The organism is Streptomyces sp. f51 (assembly GCF_037940415.1).
GTDB lineage: Bacteria > Actinomycetota > Actinomycetes > Streptomycetales > Streptomycetaceae > Streptomyces.
The window spans coordinates 7483396-7496861 of record NZ_CP149798.1; the positions used below are offsets into that span (position 1 = coordinate 7483396).

The 13466-nt window shown below is 70.3% G+C and carries 18 protein-coding genes; 10 read left to right on the forward strand and 8 right to left on the reverse strand.

Annotated elements, in window-relative coordinates; all coding sequences use genetic code 11:
* Positions 1 to 329: 329 nt before the first annotated feature.
* Positions 330 to 533: a cold-shock protein gene (locus tag WJM95_RS32535; protein WP_339134274.1), complete on the forward strand. Its 204-nt coding sequence runs from the start codon at positions 330 to 332 to the stop codon at positions 531 to 533.
* A gap of 120 nt (positions 534 to 653) precedes the next feature.
* On the opposite strand, the gene WJM95_RS32540 is transcribed toward WJM95_RS32535, so the two are convergent.
* The gene (locus tag WJM95_RS32540; protein ID WP_339134276.1) at positions 654 to 1763 is read right to left on the reverse strand and encodes a phosphatidylinositol-specific phospholipase C domain-containing protein; all 1110 of its coding nucleotides are present in this window, start codon (positions 1761 to 1763) and stop codon (positions 654 to 656) included.
* A 437-nt stretch (positions 1764 to 2200) separates the two neighbouring features.
* Between WJM95_RS32540 and WJM95_RS32545 the strand changes: the two genes are divergently transcribed.
* From WJM95_RS32545 to WJM95_RS32555, 3 genes are all read left to right on the forward strand, one after another.
* Positions 2201 to 2677 (forward strand): peptidoglycan-binding domain-containing protein, encoded by a 477-nt coding sequence (locus WJM95_RS32545; RefSeq protein WP_339134278.1) that lies wholly within the window; start codon positions 2201 to 2203, stop codon positions 2675 to 2677.
* Between the two features lie 293 nt (positions 2678 to 2970).
* Entirely contained in the window at positions 2971 to 3258 is a 288-nt protein-coding gene (locus WJM95_RS32550) for a peptidoglycan-binding domain-containing protein (RefSeq protein ID WP_339134280.1), read from the forward strand.
* Positions 3259 to 3379: 121 nt separating this feature from the next.
* Entirely contained in the window at positions 3380 to 4045 is a 666-nt protein-coding gene (locus tag WJM95_RS32555; RefSeq protein ID WP_339134282.1) for a DUF4328 domain-containing protein, read from the forward strand.
* Positions 4046 to 4081: 36 nt separating this feature from the next.
* Here the strand turns inward: WJM95_RS32555 and WJM95_RS32560 are convergent, their stop codons facing one another.
* Entirely contained in the window at positions 4082 to 4942 is an 861-nt protein-coding gene (locus WJM95_RS32560; RefSeq protein ID WP_339134284.1) for a methyltransferase domain-containing protein, read from the reverse strand.
* Between the two features lie 91 nt (positions 4943 to 5033).
* On the opposite strand from WJM95_RS32560, the gene WJM95_RS32565 reads away from it, so the two are divergent.
* Entirely contained in the window at positions 5034 to 5678 is a 645-nt protein-coding gene (locus WJM95_RS32565; protein ID WP_339134286.1) for a TetR/AcrR family transcriptional regulator, read from the forward strand.
* Between the two features lie 49 nt (positions 5679 to 5727).
* Here the strand turns inward: WJM95_RS32565 and WJM95_RS32570 are convergent, their stop codons facing one another.
* The 5 genes from WJM95_RS32570 to WJM95_RS32590 form a co-directional block, all read right to left on the reverse strand.
* On the reverse strand, positions 5728 to 6093 hold the full coding sequence (locus WJM95_RS32570; protein ID WP_339134288.1) for a signal peptidase I: 366 nt from the start codon (positions 6091 to 6093) through the stop codon (positions 5728 to 5730).
* 63 nt (positions 6094 to 6156) lie between these two features.
* On the reverse strand, positions 6157 to 6729 hold the full coding sequence (locus WJM95_RS32575; protein WP_339134290.1) for a YbhB/YbcL family Raf kinase inhibitor-like protein: 573 nt from the start codon (positions 6727 to 6729) through the stop codon (positions 6157 to 6159).
* Positions 6726 to 7346: an isochorismatase family protein gene (locus WJM95_RS32580; protein ID WP_339134292.1), complete on the reverse strand. Its 621-nt coding sequence runs from the start codon at positions 7344 to 7346 to the stop codon at positions 6726 to 6728. The genes WJM95_RS32575 and WJM95_RS32580 overlap by 4 nt, the downstream gene beginning before the upstream one ends.
* Before the next feature lie 84 nt (positions 7347 to 7430).
* Positions 7431 to 7871, reverse strand: a complete 441-nt coding sequence (locus WJM95_RS32585; RefSeq protein WP_339134294.1) for a MarR family winged helix-turn-helix transcriptional regulator — start codon at positions 7869 to 7871, stop codon at positions 7431 to 7433.
* A 123-nt stretch (positions 7872 to 7994) separates the two neighbouring features.
* Positions 7995 to 8915 carry a class I SAM-dependent methyltransferase gene (locus WJM95_RS32590; RefSeq protein ID WP_339135996.1) on the reverse strand — a complete coding sequence of 307 codons (921 nt, stop codon included), beginning with the start codon at positions 8913 to 8915 and terminating at the stop codon, positions 7995 to 7997.
* A gap of 406 nt (positions 8916 to 9321) precedes the next feature.
* Here WJM95_RS32590 and WJM95_RS32595 point away from each other — a divergent pair, with 406 nt between their 5' ends.
* The 4 genes from WJM95_RS32595 (at position 9322) to WJM95_RS32610 (ending at position 12272) form a co-directional block, all read left to right on the forward strand.
* Positions 9322 to 10257 (forward strand): alpha/beta hydrolase, encoded by a 936-nt coding sequence (locus tag WJM95_RS32595; RefSeq protein WP_339134296.1) that lies wholly within the window; start codon positions 9322 to 9324, stop codon positions 10255 to 10257.
* A 173-nt stretch (positions 10258 to 10430) separates the two neighbouring features.
* Positions 10431 to 10850 carry a DUF6153 family protein gene (locus WJM95_RS32600; RefSeq protein WP_339134298.1) on the forward strand — a complete coding sequence of 140 codons (420 nt, stop codon included), beginning with the start codon at positions 10431 to 10433 and terminating at the stop codon, positions 10848 to 10850.
* A gap of 104 nt (positions 10851 to 10954) precedes the next feature.
* Positions 10955 to 11623: a DUF305 domain-containing protein gene (locus WJM95_RS32605; RefSeq protein WP_339134300.1), complete on the forward strand. Its 669-nt coding sequence runs from the start codon at positions 10955 to 10957 to the stop codon at positions 11621 to 11623.
* Positions 11624 to 11792: 169 nt separating this feature from the next.
* On the forward strand, positions 11793 to 12272 hold the full coding sequence (locus WJM95_RS32610; RefSeq protein ID WP_339134302.1) for a DUF4396 domain-containing protein: 480 nt from the start codon (positions 11793 to 11795) through the stop codon (positions 12270 to 12272).
* Positions 12273 to 12336: 64 nt separating this feature from the next.
* Here the strand turns inward: WJM95_RS32610 and WJM95_RS32615 are convergent, their stop codons facing one another.
* Entirely contained in the window at positions 12337 to 12744 is a 408-nt protein-coding gene (locus tag WJM95_RS32615; protein WP_339134304.1) for a DUF2218 domain-containing protein, read from the reverse strand.
* Positions 12745 to 12853: 109 nt separating this feature from the next.
* On the opposite strand from WJM95_RS32615, the gene WJM95_RS32620 reads away from it, so the two are divergent.
* A complete protein-coding gene (locus tag WJM95_RS32620) occupies positions 12854 to 13453 on the forward strand; it encodes a TetR/AcrR family transcriptional regulator (RefSeq protein WP_339134306.1) in 600 nt (199 codons plus the stop codon).
* Positions 13454 to 13466 lie beyond the last annotated feature (13 nt).

A 13466-nucleotide genomic window follows, 5' to 3' on the forward strand; every position in this document is an offset into this window, starting at 1 on the left:
GTGAACGCGGCGTGGATCGCGACCGCCGATATGGTCGCATTCGTCGTGGTTGACCACCCTGCGCGGGCGTGCCCCACTCGTCGCGGTTGACCACCCTGCGGGGTCATGCCCCACTCGTCACGGACTGCGCCGCTCTCGTGGCCGGACGGCGGCGGCCACAGCGTGGACAGACCTCGCTCATGGGCTCAAATCATGATCCAAGTCACCCCGGAGCCATAGTCATGAGTCGGCCTCGTGGGGTAAAAAAGACGTCGGGCGCTGTCCGCTGAGGGCGGCCCCGTGACATGTAGCAGCCGGGGTCCTCCTCGGCGATATCGAAGGACATCAGCATGGCCAGCGGCACCGTGAAGTGGTTCAACTCCGAGAAGGGGTTCGGTTTCATCGAGCAGGACGGTGGCGGCCCGGACGTCTTCGCCCACTACTCGAACATCTCCGGCAACGGCTACCGTGAGCTGGTCGAGGGCGAGACCGTCTCCTTCGACGTCACCCAGGGCCAGAAGGGCCCCCAGGCGGAGAACATCGTCCGCGGCTGACGCCAGATCAGTGCGGTGAGCGGGGCCCGGCAGTCGCCGGGCCCCGCTCCTGTTTTCAGCCGTGACCGTCTCGGTGCGGGCCGCGGATTGCCGGCCACGCGACCGAGGCGCGGTCGTGGTTCAGCCGCGCGGCAGGACCAGCGACTGCACGTCCGGCAGGCCGCGCCAGTCGTTCGACGCGACCGTGGCATGCGCCTTGGCCAGCAGTGCGACCCGTGCCGAGGCGTCGGACGCCGACGGGCTGACGTCGTCGAGGGCCGGCGACACGTTCTGCGAGTCCGTCATGAACAGCAGGTAGTGGTTGGTGTCGTACCAGCTCGTGTCGATGCCGTTGTTGACGTAGGCGGACGCGTCACCGTCGAAGGCGACGAACCAGGGGCGCAGCGTCGTGTCCGAGTAGCGCGTGCGCGGGTCGCCCGACGCGGCGTTGTGGACCGAGGGGAAGATGTTCGCCTGCGCGGTCGTGCCCGCGGTGTGCAGGTCCCGCAGGTAGGTCGCGTACTCCTTGTCCGTCCACAGGGAGTCGGTCGGGTTGCCCTCCTCCACCGTGCCGGGAATGACCTCCAGGAGAACCTTGCCCGCCAACTGCGCCCGCGTCGGCCAGTTCCCGGCCTTGGCCGCCTCGTCCAGGGTGGCGTACTGTCCGCCGCCGGGCTTGTTCAGAAGGTCGTTCGGCTTGTAGACCAGGCTGCCCAGGTGCGCCGTGATCGACTGGTCCAGCTTGGCCGGGCTCATCCCGAAGTTGGCCTGGAAGCCGGCCTTCATCTCCAGCTTGATGATCAGCGGCCCGTGGCCCGGGTGCGCGCCGAGCCACACCCGGACGTCGTCCAGGCAGCTCTCCAGGTCCTTGTTGGCGCCGCCGGTGTACAGGTCCGCGGCCGAGGAGGCGTTGACGCAGTTGTTGCCGTTGCTCGTCAGGCTGCTGTGGCTGACCTTCCACTCGTGCGTGAAGAAGTCGTCCCAGACGTCCAGCTCGATCATCGAGGTACCGGTGTCGAGGCCCTGCGCGAGATAGGTGAACGCGCTGGGGTCGTACGTGTTGTGGATTCCTGACGTGGTCGTGCCGGACAACTGGAGCGAGTTCGTGTCGTCGGCGGACGCGGAGGCGGTGGTGCCTCCGGCTCCGGCGGCACCGATCGCCAGGAACAGACTCAGGGTGCCGAGCAGCGCGGTGCGCGGTGCCGCGAGCGGGCGGAGGGGAAATCTACGGCGGTTGGTCGGGCCGGTCACGGTTCCTCCATCGTGGGGGTGAATCTCCGCCTGGACGGTGACGGTTGCGCGTGAATCGACGGAGACATGACACGTAACGCGATCGAGAATCCTGCTGTCAGCTACGATTCCGGCCGATCTTTTCCGGCCCGCCCGGACAACCGGGACGTACGTCGCGGGTGCGTCGGGACGGTCGTGGGACGCGATGGGACGTCTTGGGACGTACGCGGGACACCGTGGGACGGGCCCGTGGTCGCGCTGTTCCGCGGGACGCCGAAAACCCGTCCGGACCAGCGTGCGGCGGCCCCGTAGGCCCCTCACGCCCACCCCTTCTCGGGACGTCGGCCGCCTCTGGGACGCCCCGCGCAGGTGCCTCAGAGGTGCCGGAGCGCTGTTACGTTCTTGGGCGTCGGACGGCAACTCGCCGCCCACCCGCATTCGTTCACAGTCCGCTTGCCATGACTCGCATCGGACCGCACTTCGGGGGACCACCCACCATGAAGTTCAAGCGCACGCTCGCCACCGTCGGCGCGGCCGCCGCCATCACCGCCGGCCTGTTCACGCTCGGCCCGGCCGCGCAGGCCGCCATGCCGAGCTGCACGGACTACACCATCTACTACAGCGGCGACTTCTACGCGAAGTACCCCGTGGGCGCCGACGGCAGCAACTTCTGCTCCCTGCGCTCGGGTGCCAGTGGCCGGCAGGTGTACTACCTCCAGGAGACCCTGAACTACTGCTACGGCCAGGACCTCGGAACGATCGACGGCCAGTTCGGCCCGAAGACGGCCGCCGCCCTCGCCCGCGTCCAGCGGTCGCTCGGCATCGACGCCGACGGCGTCTACGGCCCGCAGACCCGGGACAAGATCAAGTGGCACTGGATGACCCTTGAGGCCAGCAACCACTGCACCACCCTGTACGACGCCCACGCGCACTGATGATCTCCCTCGCCCGGGGAGACGGGGGATCACCTCCCCGGGCGGGGGTCGGCCGGCAACGGCCCTTGTACGTCCGACGTCTTCGTCCCCATGAGGATCCGTCGGACCATCACGCAACAGGGCGGAGCCCGGCCGACGCCCGGCTCCGCCCGCTTGTTCCGTAAGTGAAAGTGACTCGAATGTCCGTTATTTCAAACAACTTCCTTGGCCGTGTGCTGTGCGGAACGGCTGCCGCTGTCGCCGTCGTGAGCCTTTCCACCGGTCCGGCCTCGGCCGTTGTCGGAGCTTCGTACGTGGGTGACGGCCACAGCAAGAACGCCACCGCCGTGTGGTGCGTACAGCACCTCGTCAACGACTACCGCCGCCGCGCGGGCAGCGCCGCCATCGCGGAGGACAGCGTCTGGGGCCCGCAGACCAGGAACGCGGTCTACGACTTCCAGGCCAACACGGACAACACCGGCCCCGCCGACGGCGTCGTCGGGCCCCTGACCGGACGCGGCCTGCTGAATTACGACGCCACAGACCGCTTTGCCGGACACGGCTACTGCTACGGCTACCTGCCGACCCCGTCGGGCTACTGACCGGGAGATCGTGGAGGTGGGTCGTGGTGCCGGGGTGGGCGGACGGTAGGATCCGCTGCTGACCTGCGCGAAGTCCGAACAGGTGACTTCCGGGGGTGGCGAAGTGGTGGGAGCGGTTCGGTTGCCGCGTTGGCAGGCCAGGTTCGCCGGCGGGGCCCTGGCCGCGTTCGGTCTCGTGAGTCTGGCCGTCGCGCTGACGGCCTGGTACAAGTACCGGTTGCTCGCGGGAGCCTCGGTGTCGGGGCCGTACGTGGACAACCCGTGGGTCGAGGTCGACACCTACTTCAGAAACCTGGTGGGCTGGCGGACCGGGCTGCTGTTCCTGGCCCTGCTCCAGTTCAGCGTCTGGCTCGCCGGGATGCGTGATGTCGCGGACGTGCTCTGGCGTGAGGGTCAGCGTCGGCGCAGGGCGTGGCTGCTCTTCGGCTGGGTGATACCCGTGGCGCAGCTCTTCGTCCCCAAGATGTTCGTCAACGACCTCTGGGCCGCCTCCCGGCCGAAGGGGCGGCGCCACCGTGGACACCCCCTGCTCACGGCCTGGTGGCTCTCCGTCCTGGCCACTGCCAATGGGTACGGCCATGGTCTCGAGGACCTGAAGAAGGCCGCCGACGTGGACGAGGCGCGTCATGCCCTGCGGCAGATGATGATCGGCGAGAGCCTGCACGTCTGCGTCGCCGTGCTGTCGATCATTGTGGTCTGGCAACTCGTCCGCAGGCTGGAGCGCGCCGTCGCGATGACGCCCACCGACGTCCCCCCGGCGGACACGGCGGCTCCCGCACCCGCGTGAGCCGATGCGCCCCGGGTGGGGAGACGGACCCGCTGGTCACCGGCGGACGGCCGTGACCAGCCAGGCCGCAGTCAGCATCCGTACACCCGTCGGCTGTTCGTACGGGGTGAGAGCGTCGCGGAGAGCGGCCTGTACGCGCTGTGCTCCGTCCTGGTCGCCCGCGGATTCGAGCTGCTCCACCAGGTGCCGCCCCGGTCCCGACCCGAGCAGGTGCCCGGCCGCGTCGTCGGCGTTCCGCCCGAAATTCCCGAGCGCGTCGACGGCTTCGGTGCGTACGTCGTCGAACCCGGCCTTCCCGAGAACCGTCCGCACGACCACCGGGTCGGCGAGCGAGAACATGCCCGGGCCGGCCGAGTCGCCGGACGGCCGCGGCACGGAAGGCAGAGCCGCGCTCACCGCCCCGTGCGCCTGGGCCCATTCGCAGCGGGCGGGGTCGCTCATGCACACGAACGCGAGCCGTCCGCCGGGGCGCAGGGCGCGGGCGATGTTGCCGAACGCGGCGACGGGATCCGCGAAGAACATGACGCCGAAACGGCTCAGGGCCACGTCGAACGTGGCCTCGGCCAGGGGATGCACCTGGGCGTCGCCCTGTTCGAAACCGATGTTGCCCAGGCCCTCCTCGGTGGCCAGCAGGCGCGCCCGGTCGAGCATGGGGCCGGACAGGTCCAGACCCAGGGCGGATCCCCGGACGGCGGTGCGGGCGGCGAGTCGCGTGGTCTGACCGACCCCGCAGCCGATGTCGAGCACGCGGTCCTCGGGGCCGATTCCGGCCGCGGCGACGAGGGAAGCGTTGAACCCCTCGTTGATGGCGTTCCAGCGGTCGTGGTGCTCGCTCCAGTGCCGGCCCTCGTCGCCGTTCCAGGCCCGGGACTGTGCGGTGTTGACGAGCTCGCGCATGAGATGACTCCTGCCGGGTGAGCTAGTATGGGCATCTGCCCATACCAAGGTATGAGCGTTTGCCCATACTGGCAAGTGGTGAACTGCCGCAGTGCCGAAGAGTGCCGAAGGCGACCGGGAGGAACCGATGTCACCGCGCGGAGTTGCGATCCCCGATGTCAGGGAGCGGCTGTTCGCCGCGGCGGAGCGCGTGCTGGCGCGGGAGGGCACGGCCGGACTGACCAACCGGTCCGTCACGGAGGAGGCGGGCTGCGCGAAGGGCCTGCTCTACAACCACTTCACGGACCTGGACGACTTCGTTGCCCAACTCGTCCTGGACCGGTTCGCGAGGATCGCCGCGGAGGTGGGCCCGCTGCCCGACCGGGCGGGCAGCGGCGCGGTGCACGACAATCTCACCGTCGCGGCCCTCGCGATGCTCGGCACGAACGGCCCCGCGATCGCCGCGGCGGCCGTCTCGCGCCACGAGGTCGCGCAGCGCGTGGCCCGGTCCTGGGCCGAAGGTGCTCCCGGACCGGGCGCCGTCGAAGACGCGACGACCCGTTACCTCGAAGCCGAACAGCGACTGGGCCGGGTGGCCCCGGACGCCGACTGCCCCATGCTCGCGCTCGCCCTGACCGGCACGGTCCACCATCTGCTCATGCACCCGGGCCCACCACAGCAGGACACCGCCGCACTGATCCGCCGGCTGGTCACGGCCCTGGTCCCCTTGCCGGACGAGTCCACGGCGTCCCGCTGAGCGGAGGGGCCGACGCCGCTGCCTCGCCTCAGCCCCTCACGGGACCGTCCTACTCGGTCGCCCTGTAGCCCGGGACGGAGGGCCAGCGGACCGTCAGGACCACCGACTCCTCCTCCGCGAACCAGGAGTGATCGACACCCCGGCCCCACACGACGTAGTCCCCCTGCCGTTCCAACAGGACGCTGCGGCCGGGCAGTTCCACCCGGAACCGCCCGCTGATGAGCACCAGCAGGGCGGTGCGCTCCTCACCCGTCACCCACAGAGCGCGCTCGTCGCCCTTCGGGTGGACGCCCCATTTGATCTCCACGGCCTCGCTGTGCCGAGGATCGGCGGCGTCCTTGAAGTGCCCCAGCAGCCACCCCCGGTCCAGTGCCGCGTCACTGCCCGCATTGCCCACGTACACACTGTCGGTCATGGTTCGGAACGTAGCAGCCGACCGTGGCACGGAGACGCGAAGGCGCCCTGGTCCGCGCCGGGTTCAGCGTTCGTACGTGCCGGTCAGCCGGCCGCGGGTGAGGACGGACGCGGTGATGGCGGGCAGGAGAACGCGGGGCCGGGTCCGGTCCGGCGGTGTCGAGCCGGGCGCGCCGTCCAAGCGGCTTGAGAGAGCGAACAGTTGGAAGACGTAGCGGTGCGGACCATGGCCCTTGATGGGCCCGGGGCCGTGGTATCCCCGCCCGATCGTGGACCGCAGCACCCGCACTCCCGCGGCGGGCTTCCGTGCGGCGAGAGCGCCCGGGTCCAGGTGGTCGGCCGCCGGGTCGATCAGGGCGAGGCAGTGCACGGCGGGCTTGATGAGGGGGACGTCCACGTCCTCGACGACCAGCAGGAGTTGAGCCGTTCCGGGCGGCGGCGGGGTCCAGGCCAGGTGGGGTGACACATCGTCACCGCCGATGGTCTTCGCGCAGTTCCGCAGCGGCATGGCCCGGCCGTGGCCGAAGTCCTCGCTGGTGAGGTTCAGCGCTTCGGGGCCTTGCAGGTTCGGCAGGTGCCAGGCCATGTGGGTCTCGCCCGCCCTGCGGTTGTTCAGGAGCCGGCCGAGCAGAGTCATCGCGTCGCCCCGACCATGTCGATGACCTCGGCCGTGGTGGCGGTCTCGCCGAGCTTGGGGAAGACGCGTTCGACGCTGTGACGGTGGGAGTCGGCATCGGGGTCGCTCATGGCATCGGTGACCAGGACGACGTGGTAGCCGTGGTCGGAGGCCGAGCGTGCGGTCGACTCGACGCCCGAACTGGTCGAGATGCCGGCCAGCACGGTCTGGGTGACGCCCAGGCCCCGCAGGAGGGTGTCGAGACCGGTGTCGTGGAACGCGCTGCGCCGTCGTTTGCTGATCAGATGGTCGGTCGGCTGGACGTCGAGTTCGTCGACGAGATCGGCCCAGTCGGACGGCAGCGCCGCGCCGCCCGTGGACCGTACGGCCTCCGTACGTGCTGGCGTGCTTCCGGCCTCCGTACGTGCCTGCGTTCTTCCGGCCTCCGTGCGTCCCGGCGCGCGTCCGGTGACGTTGACCAGGACCACGGGCAGATCGTGCCGCCGGAATTCGGCGGCCAGCCGTGCCGCCCGCTCGACGGCCGCGATGACCGGACGGTCGGCGTGGGCGGAGACGATGCCCTTTTGCAGGTCGATGACGACCAGTGCGGACGCGGGGTCGATGGTTGTCAGTGTCATGAAGTCTCTTTCTCCTGTGGAGGTCGGCGGCGCGCCAGGCGCGGGGGAGTGGTGGTGGCCTTCCGCCTCGTGCTCCTGTCCACGTCAGATGTTCTGCGCCAGTCGCTCCAACAGCGGCGCGGCGGCGGCGAGTTGCTCCAGTTCCGTCGGGCTGAAGGTGCCGCCGGTCAGGGCCCGGGCGATGAGTTCGGCCCGCGCGTTGCGCTTGTTCTTCAGCGCCTGGTGACCGGCCTCGGTCACGGTCAGCAGCGCCCGCCTGCCGTCGTTCGGGTCCGGGCGACGCTCGACCAGACCTCGGTCTCGCAGCGCGCCGAGTGTCGCCCCCATGGCCTGTGCGGTGATCTGCGCTTCGCGGGCCAGCGCCGACGACGTGGTGGCACCCGAGCGGGCCAGATGGGACAGCGCTGTCCGCTCGGGCATCGTGAGCCCGCCTTCGACGGGCACTTGGCGTACCCGCCGCACCAGCACGCTGATGCCGGCCAGCAGGGCCGAGGCGACTGTGTCGGGGTGCGGATCATCGCTCATATACTAAGGCTACTTTATCAGTCTGCCTTAGTGAATTGCCCGCCGATCTCGATGCCCGCCGAAGCGGTCCTGCGGTGGCGCGAGGGAGGGGGGAGCGGCGCGCTCAGACTGCTTCCCGTCCGGTCAGTCCTCGCGGTCCGGGCTCTCGGCGACGGCCACGCGGCCCGATCGCAGGGACGTCCGCCCTCGCGCCGGGCCGCCGAAGGCATGGGTGAGGCTTTGCAGGTCGTCGTCGGACACCACCCGCAGGCCGTACTCGTCGAGAAGGGCTGCCATCCGTCGGGGCTTCCACAGCGAGCGCCACGGTTCGCCGGAGGTGATCGCACCGCCGATCACTCGGGCCAGCAGCCGGCCCACGGACGCTTTCGCGGAAGGCGCCTGGTAATTGAGGACGAGGACGCTGCCCGGGGCCGACCGCGCGGCGAGCGCGGCCACGGTGGCGCGCACCTCGGCGCGGGTGAGGTAGGGGACGACCCCTTCCCACAGCCACGTCGTCGGTACGGAGGGGTCGTGCCCGGCGCCGTCCAGCGCCGCACTGAGGTCGTCGACGGAGAAGTCGACCGGCGTGAACCTCACGGAACCAGCCACGACCGGCAGTTCGGCCGACGGGCCACCGCTCTCCTCGGACCCTCGGAGCTGTTGCGCGGCCTCGGCGAGGCGGGCCCGCTTGTCGCGCTGGGAGGCCGGATGGTCGACCTCCCACACGTCCGTCCCCGCGAGTTCGGGCAGACGCCACGCACGCGTGTCCAGACCGGCTCCCAGGATCACGAGCTGCCGGGTCACGCGGGCGCGCAGGGCCTCGTCGATCGCGACCGTACGCGGCACCATCACCTCGGCGCACGCCCGTACACCTTCATACCGCGACCGCGCCTGCCAGCCCTCGGGCGGCACTCCCGTGCGCACCTCGTCCACGGGGACACGTTCCTCGGTGCTCAGCAGCCGCACCGCCAGCGGGTCCGAGAACCGGCCGGCGGCGACTCTCCCGTCCGCCACGGCCCGCCCCTGGCAGACCAGTACCGCCGTCCGACTCGCCGCACGCTCCATCTCGCTCACGGATGCGTATTCAACCCGATCCCGCGCGGGCGGTCGACGCGGTCGACGTCGGTGCGCCGCCACCGGCGGGCAGGCGATGGTCGCATCAGGGGTCCGAGGCGGTTCCGGTCCGCGTCACGACAGGTGTCCCGCGCACCCGAGACCCGAGACGTCGGACGACCAGGCCCGGCAAGCCCAGGCCCGGCAAGCCCAGGCCCGGCGAGCCCGGGCCCGGCCGTCGGCGGCAGGAAGCCCGTTGCGCGTCGCCGAACCGGTGATCGCACGCCGGGGGTTAACCCCACCGCTCTCCCTCGCGTCAACCGCATCACGGACACGCGTGCCAGCCGGATTCTGCGATGAATCGATTCACCGAATGATGGGTGCCACAGCCTCAGCACCCCTCGTCCGAAGGATCAGCATGTCCCGCACTCCTCCCGCCCGCCGGTCCGTGAACCGTGCCCTGTCGGCCCTCGCCCTGACGGCGTTGGCCGTCGGCACTGCTACGGCCTGCGGCGGCCACGACTCCGCGTCCCCGCACGCGGCCTCGCCGTCCGCGACCTCGTCCGCCTCCCCGGGGACCGGCAAGGCGGGCGAGACGCAGCTGCACATGATCGACAACGGCGGTCATCGGCTGGCCTTCCACGTCGTGCGGGGCCACGGCTCCGTCATCGTCCTGGACTCGGGCGGCGGCGAGGACTCCTCGTACTGGAAGGACCTCGTCCCCAGGCTCCACGCGGCCACCGGTGCCACCGTCATCACCTACGACCGGGCCGGACTGGGTCGGAGCGACGTGGTGCCCGGTCCGTGGAAGGTCGCGAGCGCCGTCAGCGACCTCGAGGCGGGGCTCAGGCAGTTGGGTGTCACCAAGGACGTGACCCTCGTGTCCCACTCACAGGCCGGCGAGATCGCGACCTATTTCGCCCAGGACAACCCTCGGATGCTCTCCGGCGCGGTCCTCGTCGACGCCAACCTGCCGCCCCTCTTCACCGACGAGGAGATCGCCCGCCTCGTGGCTTTCAGCGGGCCCCAGGTCGAGGCGGCGAAGAACGCACCGGACGAGCCGCGGAACCGTCAGCTCATCTCGACCGCGCAGAGCTTCGTCGCGACGAACAAGGCCTACCACAAGGCCGTGTGGCCGAGCGCGGTGCCGGCGACGGTCATCGTCTCGGAGAAGACCCCGTTCGACGGCTCTCCCGAGGACGCCCAGCGCTGGCGGGACGCCGCCGCCTCGTTCGTCCAGGACGGGCCCGACCGCACGCTCGTCACCGCCAAGGGCAGTTCCCACGACGTCCCGAAGGACCGCCCCGAGCTCGTGCTCAAGGAGATCGAGCGCATGGCCGCCGCACAGCACTGACCTCAGCCACCGAACGAAGCCCGGGAAACCGGCATCCTGGTCGATGACGCTGCCGCGCCGGAGAACCTCGTCGGATGCGTTCAGCCCTTCTGGACGCATGCAGCGGGGTCCGGAGGGCTGACGGTTCCTCGGTGACCTGCGTGAGGGAATCGGCCGGGCGCTACGATGAGTCCATGATCTCCGGCGTTCGCACCAACTCCCTTGGGAGTTCCGCGCGCTGGATGTGGCTGGTCCTGGCCGTGGTGGCGGGGGTGCTGGGCATGCATGCCCTGTCACCCACCGGTATGCCGGCCGCGGGCCAGCACGCCGTCATGATGTCGGCGGAGTCCCCCGGGCATCGCACCGCGTCCGACCACGTTGCCGGTGCGGACTGCCGGCATCTGTCCGACGCGGGCGACAGCGGCACGGTCATGGACCACACCGGTGGGACCTGCGCGGCGGGCGGTACGTCCACTGCCTACGTTCCGCCCGCCCTGATGCCCGGCGTGGCTGCCCGTACCGAATCCGCGGCGACCGTCGGCGGTTCGGCTCCTGGGCCGGTCGACGCCCGCGCACCACCCGATCTGTCCGAGTTGCAGCTCCTGCGGATCTAGAGGCTCCCGCACGGCACCCTCCTGACGGGGGTGGCGTGCTCCGGCCCGCATGCATCCGTTTCTCCCGCGCGTGGGCGCGGGCACTTCAAGGAGTCGTACCTCTCATGGCACCTCGCCGTTCCCTCTTCCGCCGGACCGCGGTCCTCGCCGCCGCTGCCACCGCAGCGGTGGTGCTGGCCGCCTGCGGCAGCAGCAATTCCTCGTCCTCGCCGTCGGGGCGCACGAGCCACGACACGGGGACGATGGCCACCGCCGGTCCCTCGGGCGCCGCTTCCGCCGCACACGGCCGTCACAACACGCAGGACGTGTCGTTCGCCCAGGGGATGATCCCGCACCACCGGCAGGCCGTGGTCATGGCCGATCTGGCGGCCTCGCGGGCCAAGTCCCAGCAGGTGAGGCACCTGGCCACGAAGATCAGGCAGGCGCAGGATCCGGAGATCAACACCATGTCCGGCTGGCTGAAGGCCTGGGACGCGAAGGTCCCGGACACGGACATGTCCAGCATGGAGAGCATGCCGGGCATGGACCATGCCGGCTCGTCGATGCCCGGGATGATGTCGGACGACGACATGGGCAAGCTGAAGAGCCTCTCCGGTGATGCGTTCGACAAGGCGTTCCTTCGGATGATGATCAGCCATCACGAAGGTGCGATCGCGATGGCGAAGACCGAGCGGGCCAAGGGCGCCTATGCCCCCGCCACGACGATGGCGAAGTCGATCGTCGCCTCGCAGTCCTCCGAGATCACCGGCATGGACAGGATGCTCGGTAGGTAGCGGCACCTTCGGCCCCCACGGGCTCGGGGCGGTTGCCGGACAGCCGCCCCGAGCCCGCAGGCCGGCCCACCCGAGCCGCACCATTCACCGGGGTTCGTTACGCCGCTTCGGAATACCCCAGGGGGGTATGTGGTTGGAAGGAGTGCGATCCGACAAGGGGAGGCCGACGATGGACCACGGCACGCACCATCAGCACCATGCCCACCACGACTCCGGAACGTCCTGGCGCACCGCCGCTCAGGCGACGCTCCACTGCCTGACGGGCTGCGCCATCGGCGAAGTCCTCGGCCTGGTGATCGGTACCGCCGCGGGGCTGCACAACGCGACCACCGTCGCCCTCTCCATCGCGCTCGCCTTCGTCTTCGGGTACGCGCTGACCATGCGTGGCGTGTTGCGCGCCGGGCTGCCGCTCCGCAGGGCGCTCAGGGTCGCGCTGGCCGCGGACACCGTGTCCATCGCCGTCATGGAAGTGATCGACAACACGGTCGTCGTGGCCGTGCCCGGTGCGATGGACGCCGGCCTCGGTCAACTCCTGTTCTGGGCCTCGCTCGTGTTGTCCCTGGCTCTGGCGTTCGTGCTCACCACGCCGGTCAACCGGTGGATGATCGGTCGTGGCAAGGGGCATGCCGTCGTGCACGCCTATCACTGACGGCACCGGACTCCCGCCCGGCCCGAACCTCGCGGTCCGGACCGGGCGGTGACGGACGGTCAGATCATCCGGCCTCGCCGGTGTCGCTCCGTGCATCGGCCTCCATCTGCGGCGGGGTGTCGGCCCCGGCTCGTCGCCACTGCACCCGCAGTCCGTCGCGGCGGCCGATCTTCTCGATCCGCGCGGTGATTCCGTCCTGGAGGCGTCGCAGCGCGTCCTCGTCGGCGGCGCCGACGCGCAGCGTGAGCGCGTCGGCCGTGGCGTCCAGGGTCCACAGCCCTTCGGCGAAGCGGACGGTGCCGTGGGTGCCGGTGAACTCGACATGCCGTACCTCGGGCCGTGTCGTTCCCTCCCTGTGGCCGCCGCCGTGCGGACGGTGGCTCATGTGGGGCATCTGGCCCAGATGGCGGCGGAGTTGGGCGAGGTAGCGGCTCGCACGGTCGGTCGCGAGGCGGGTTTCGGCGGTCGGCATGACCGCTCCTTTCGCAGGTACGGACGGTACGACTCCTCCAGATTTATCGATACACATTGTCTCTGTCAAGACAGAGTGTCGTGACCTGGTCGTTGTGTATCCTCGCACCATGCCGAAGCTGTGGGACGAGACGGTGGACGCGCATCGGCGCGCCGTGCAGGACGCTGTTCTGGAGACCACCGTCGCGCTCGTGGGCGAGCACGGACTGGCGTCGGTGACGATGTCGCAGATCGCCAAACGGGCCGGGATCGGGCGCGCGACGCTGTACAAGTACTTCCCCGACGTCCAGTCGATCCTGCTCGCCTGGCACGAGCGCCATGTCGCGGCTCACCTGGGCCTGCTGACCCGGGCCCGGGACGACACCGAAGGACCCGTGGCACGGCTCGAAGCGGTCCTGCGCGGGTACGCCCACATCACGTACAAGCGGCCCCAGGACGGAGAGGTCGCCGCCTTCGTCCATCGGGACCGGCACGTCGTCGAGGCTCAGCGACGGCTCCACGACCTGGTGCGCGATGTCGTCGCCGAAGCCGCCGCGACGGGCGCCGTCCGCGACGACGTCTCCCCGGGCGAGCTGGCCGACTACTGCCTGCACGCGCTGTCGGCCGCCCATGGGCTGTCGTCGGACGAAGCCGTACATCGTCTCGTCGAGGTCACCCTCTCCGGCCTCCGCCCGTCGCACGGAGAAGGGCGAACCCAAAGTCATCACTGACAGCCGATCGGCC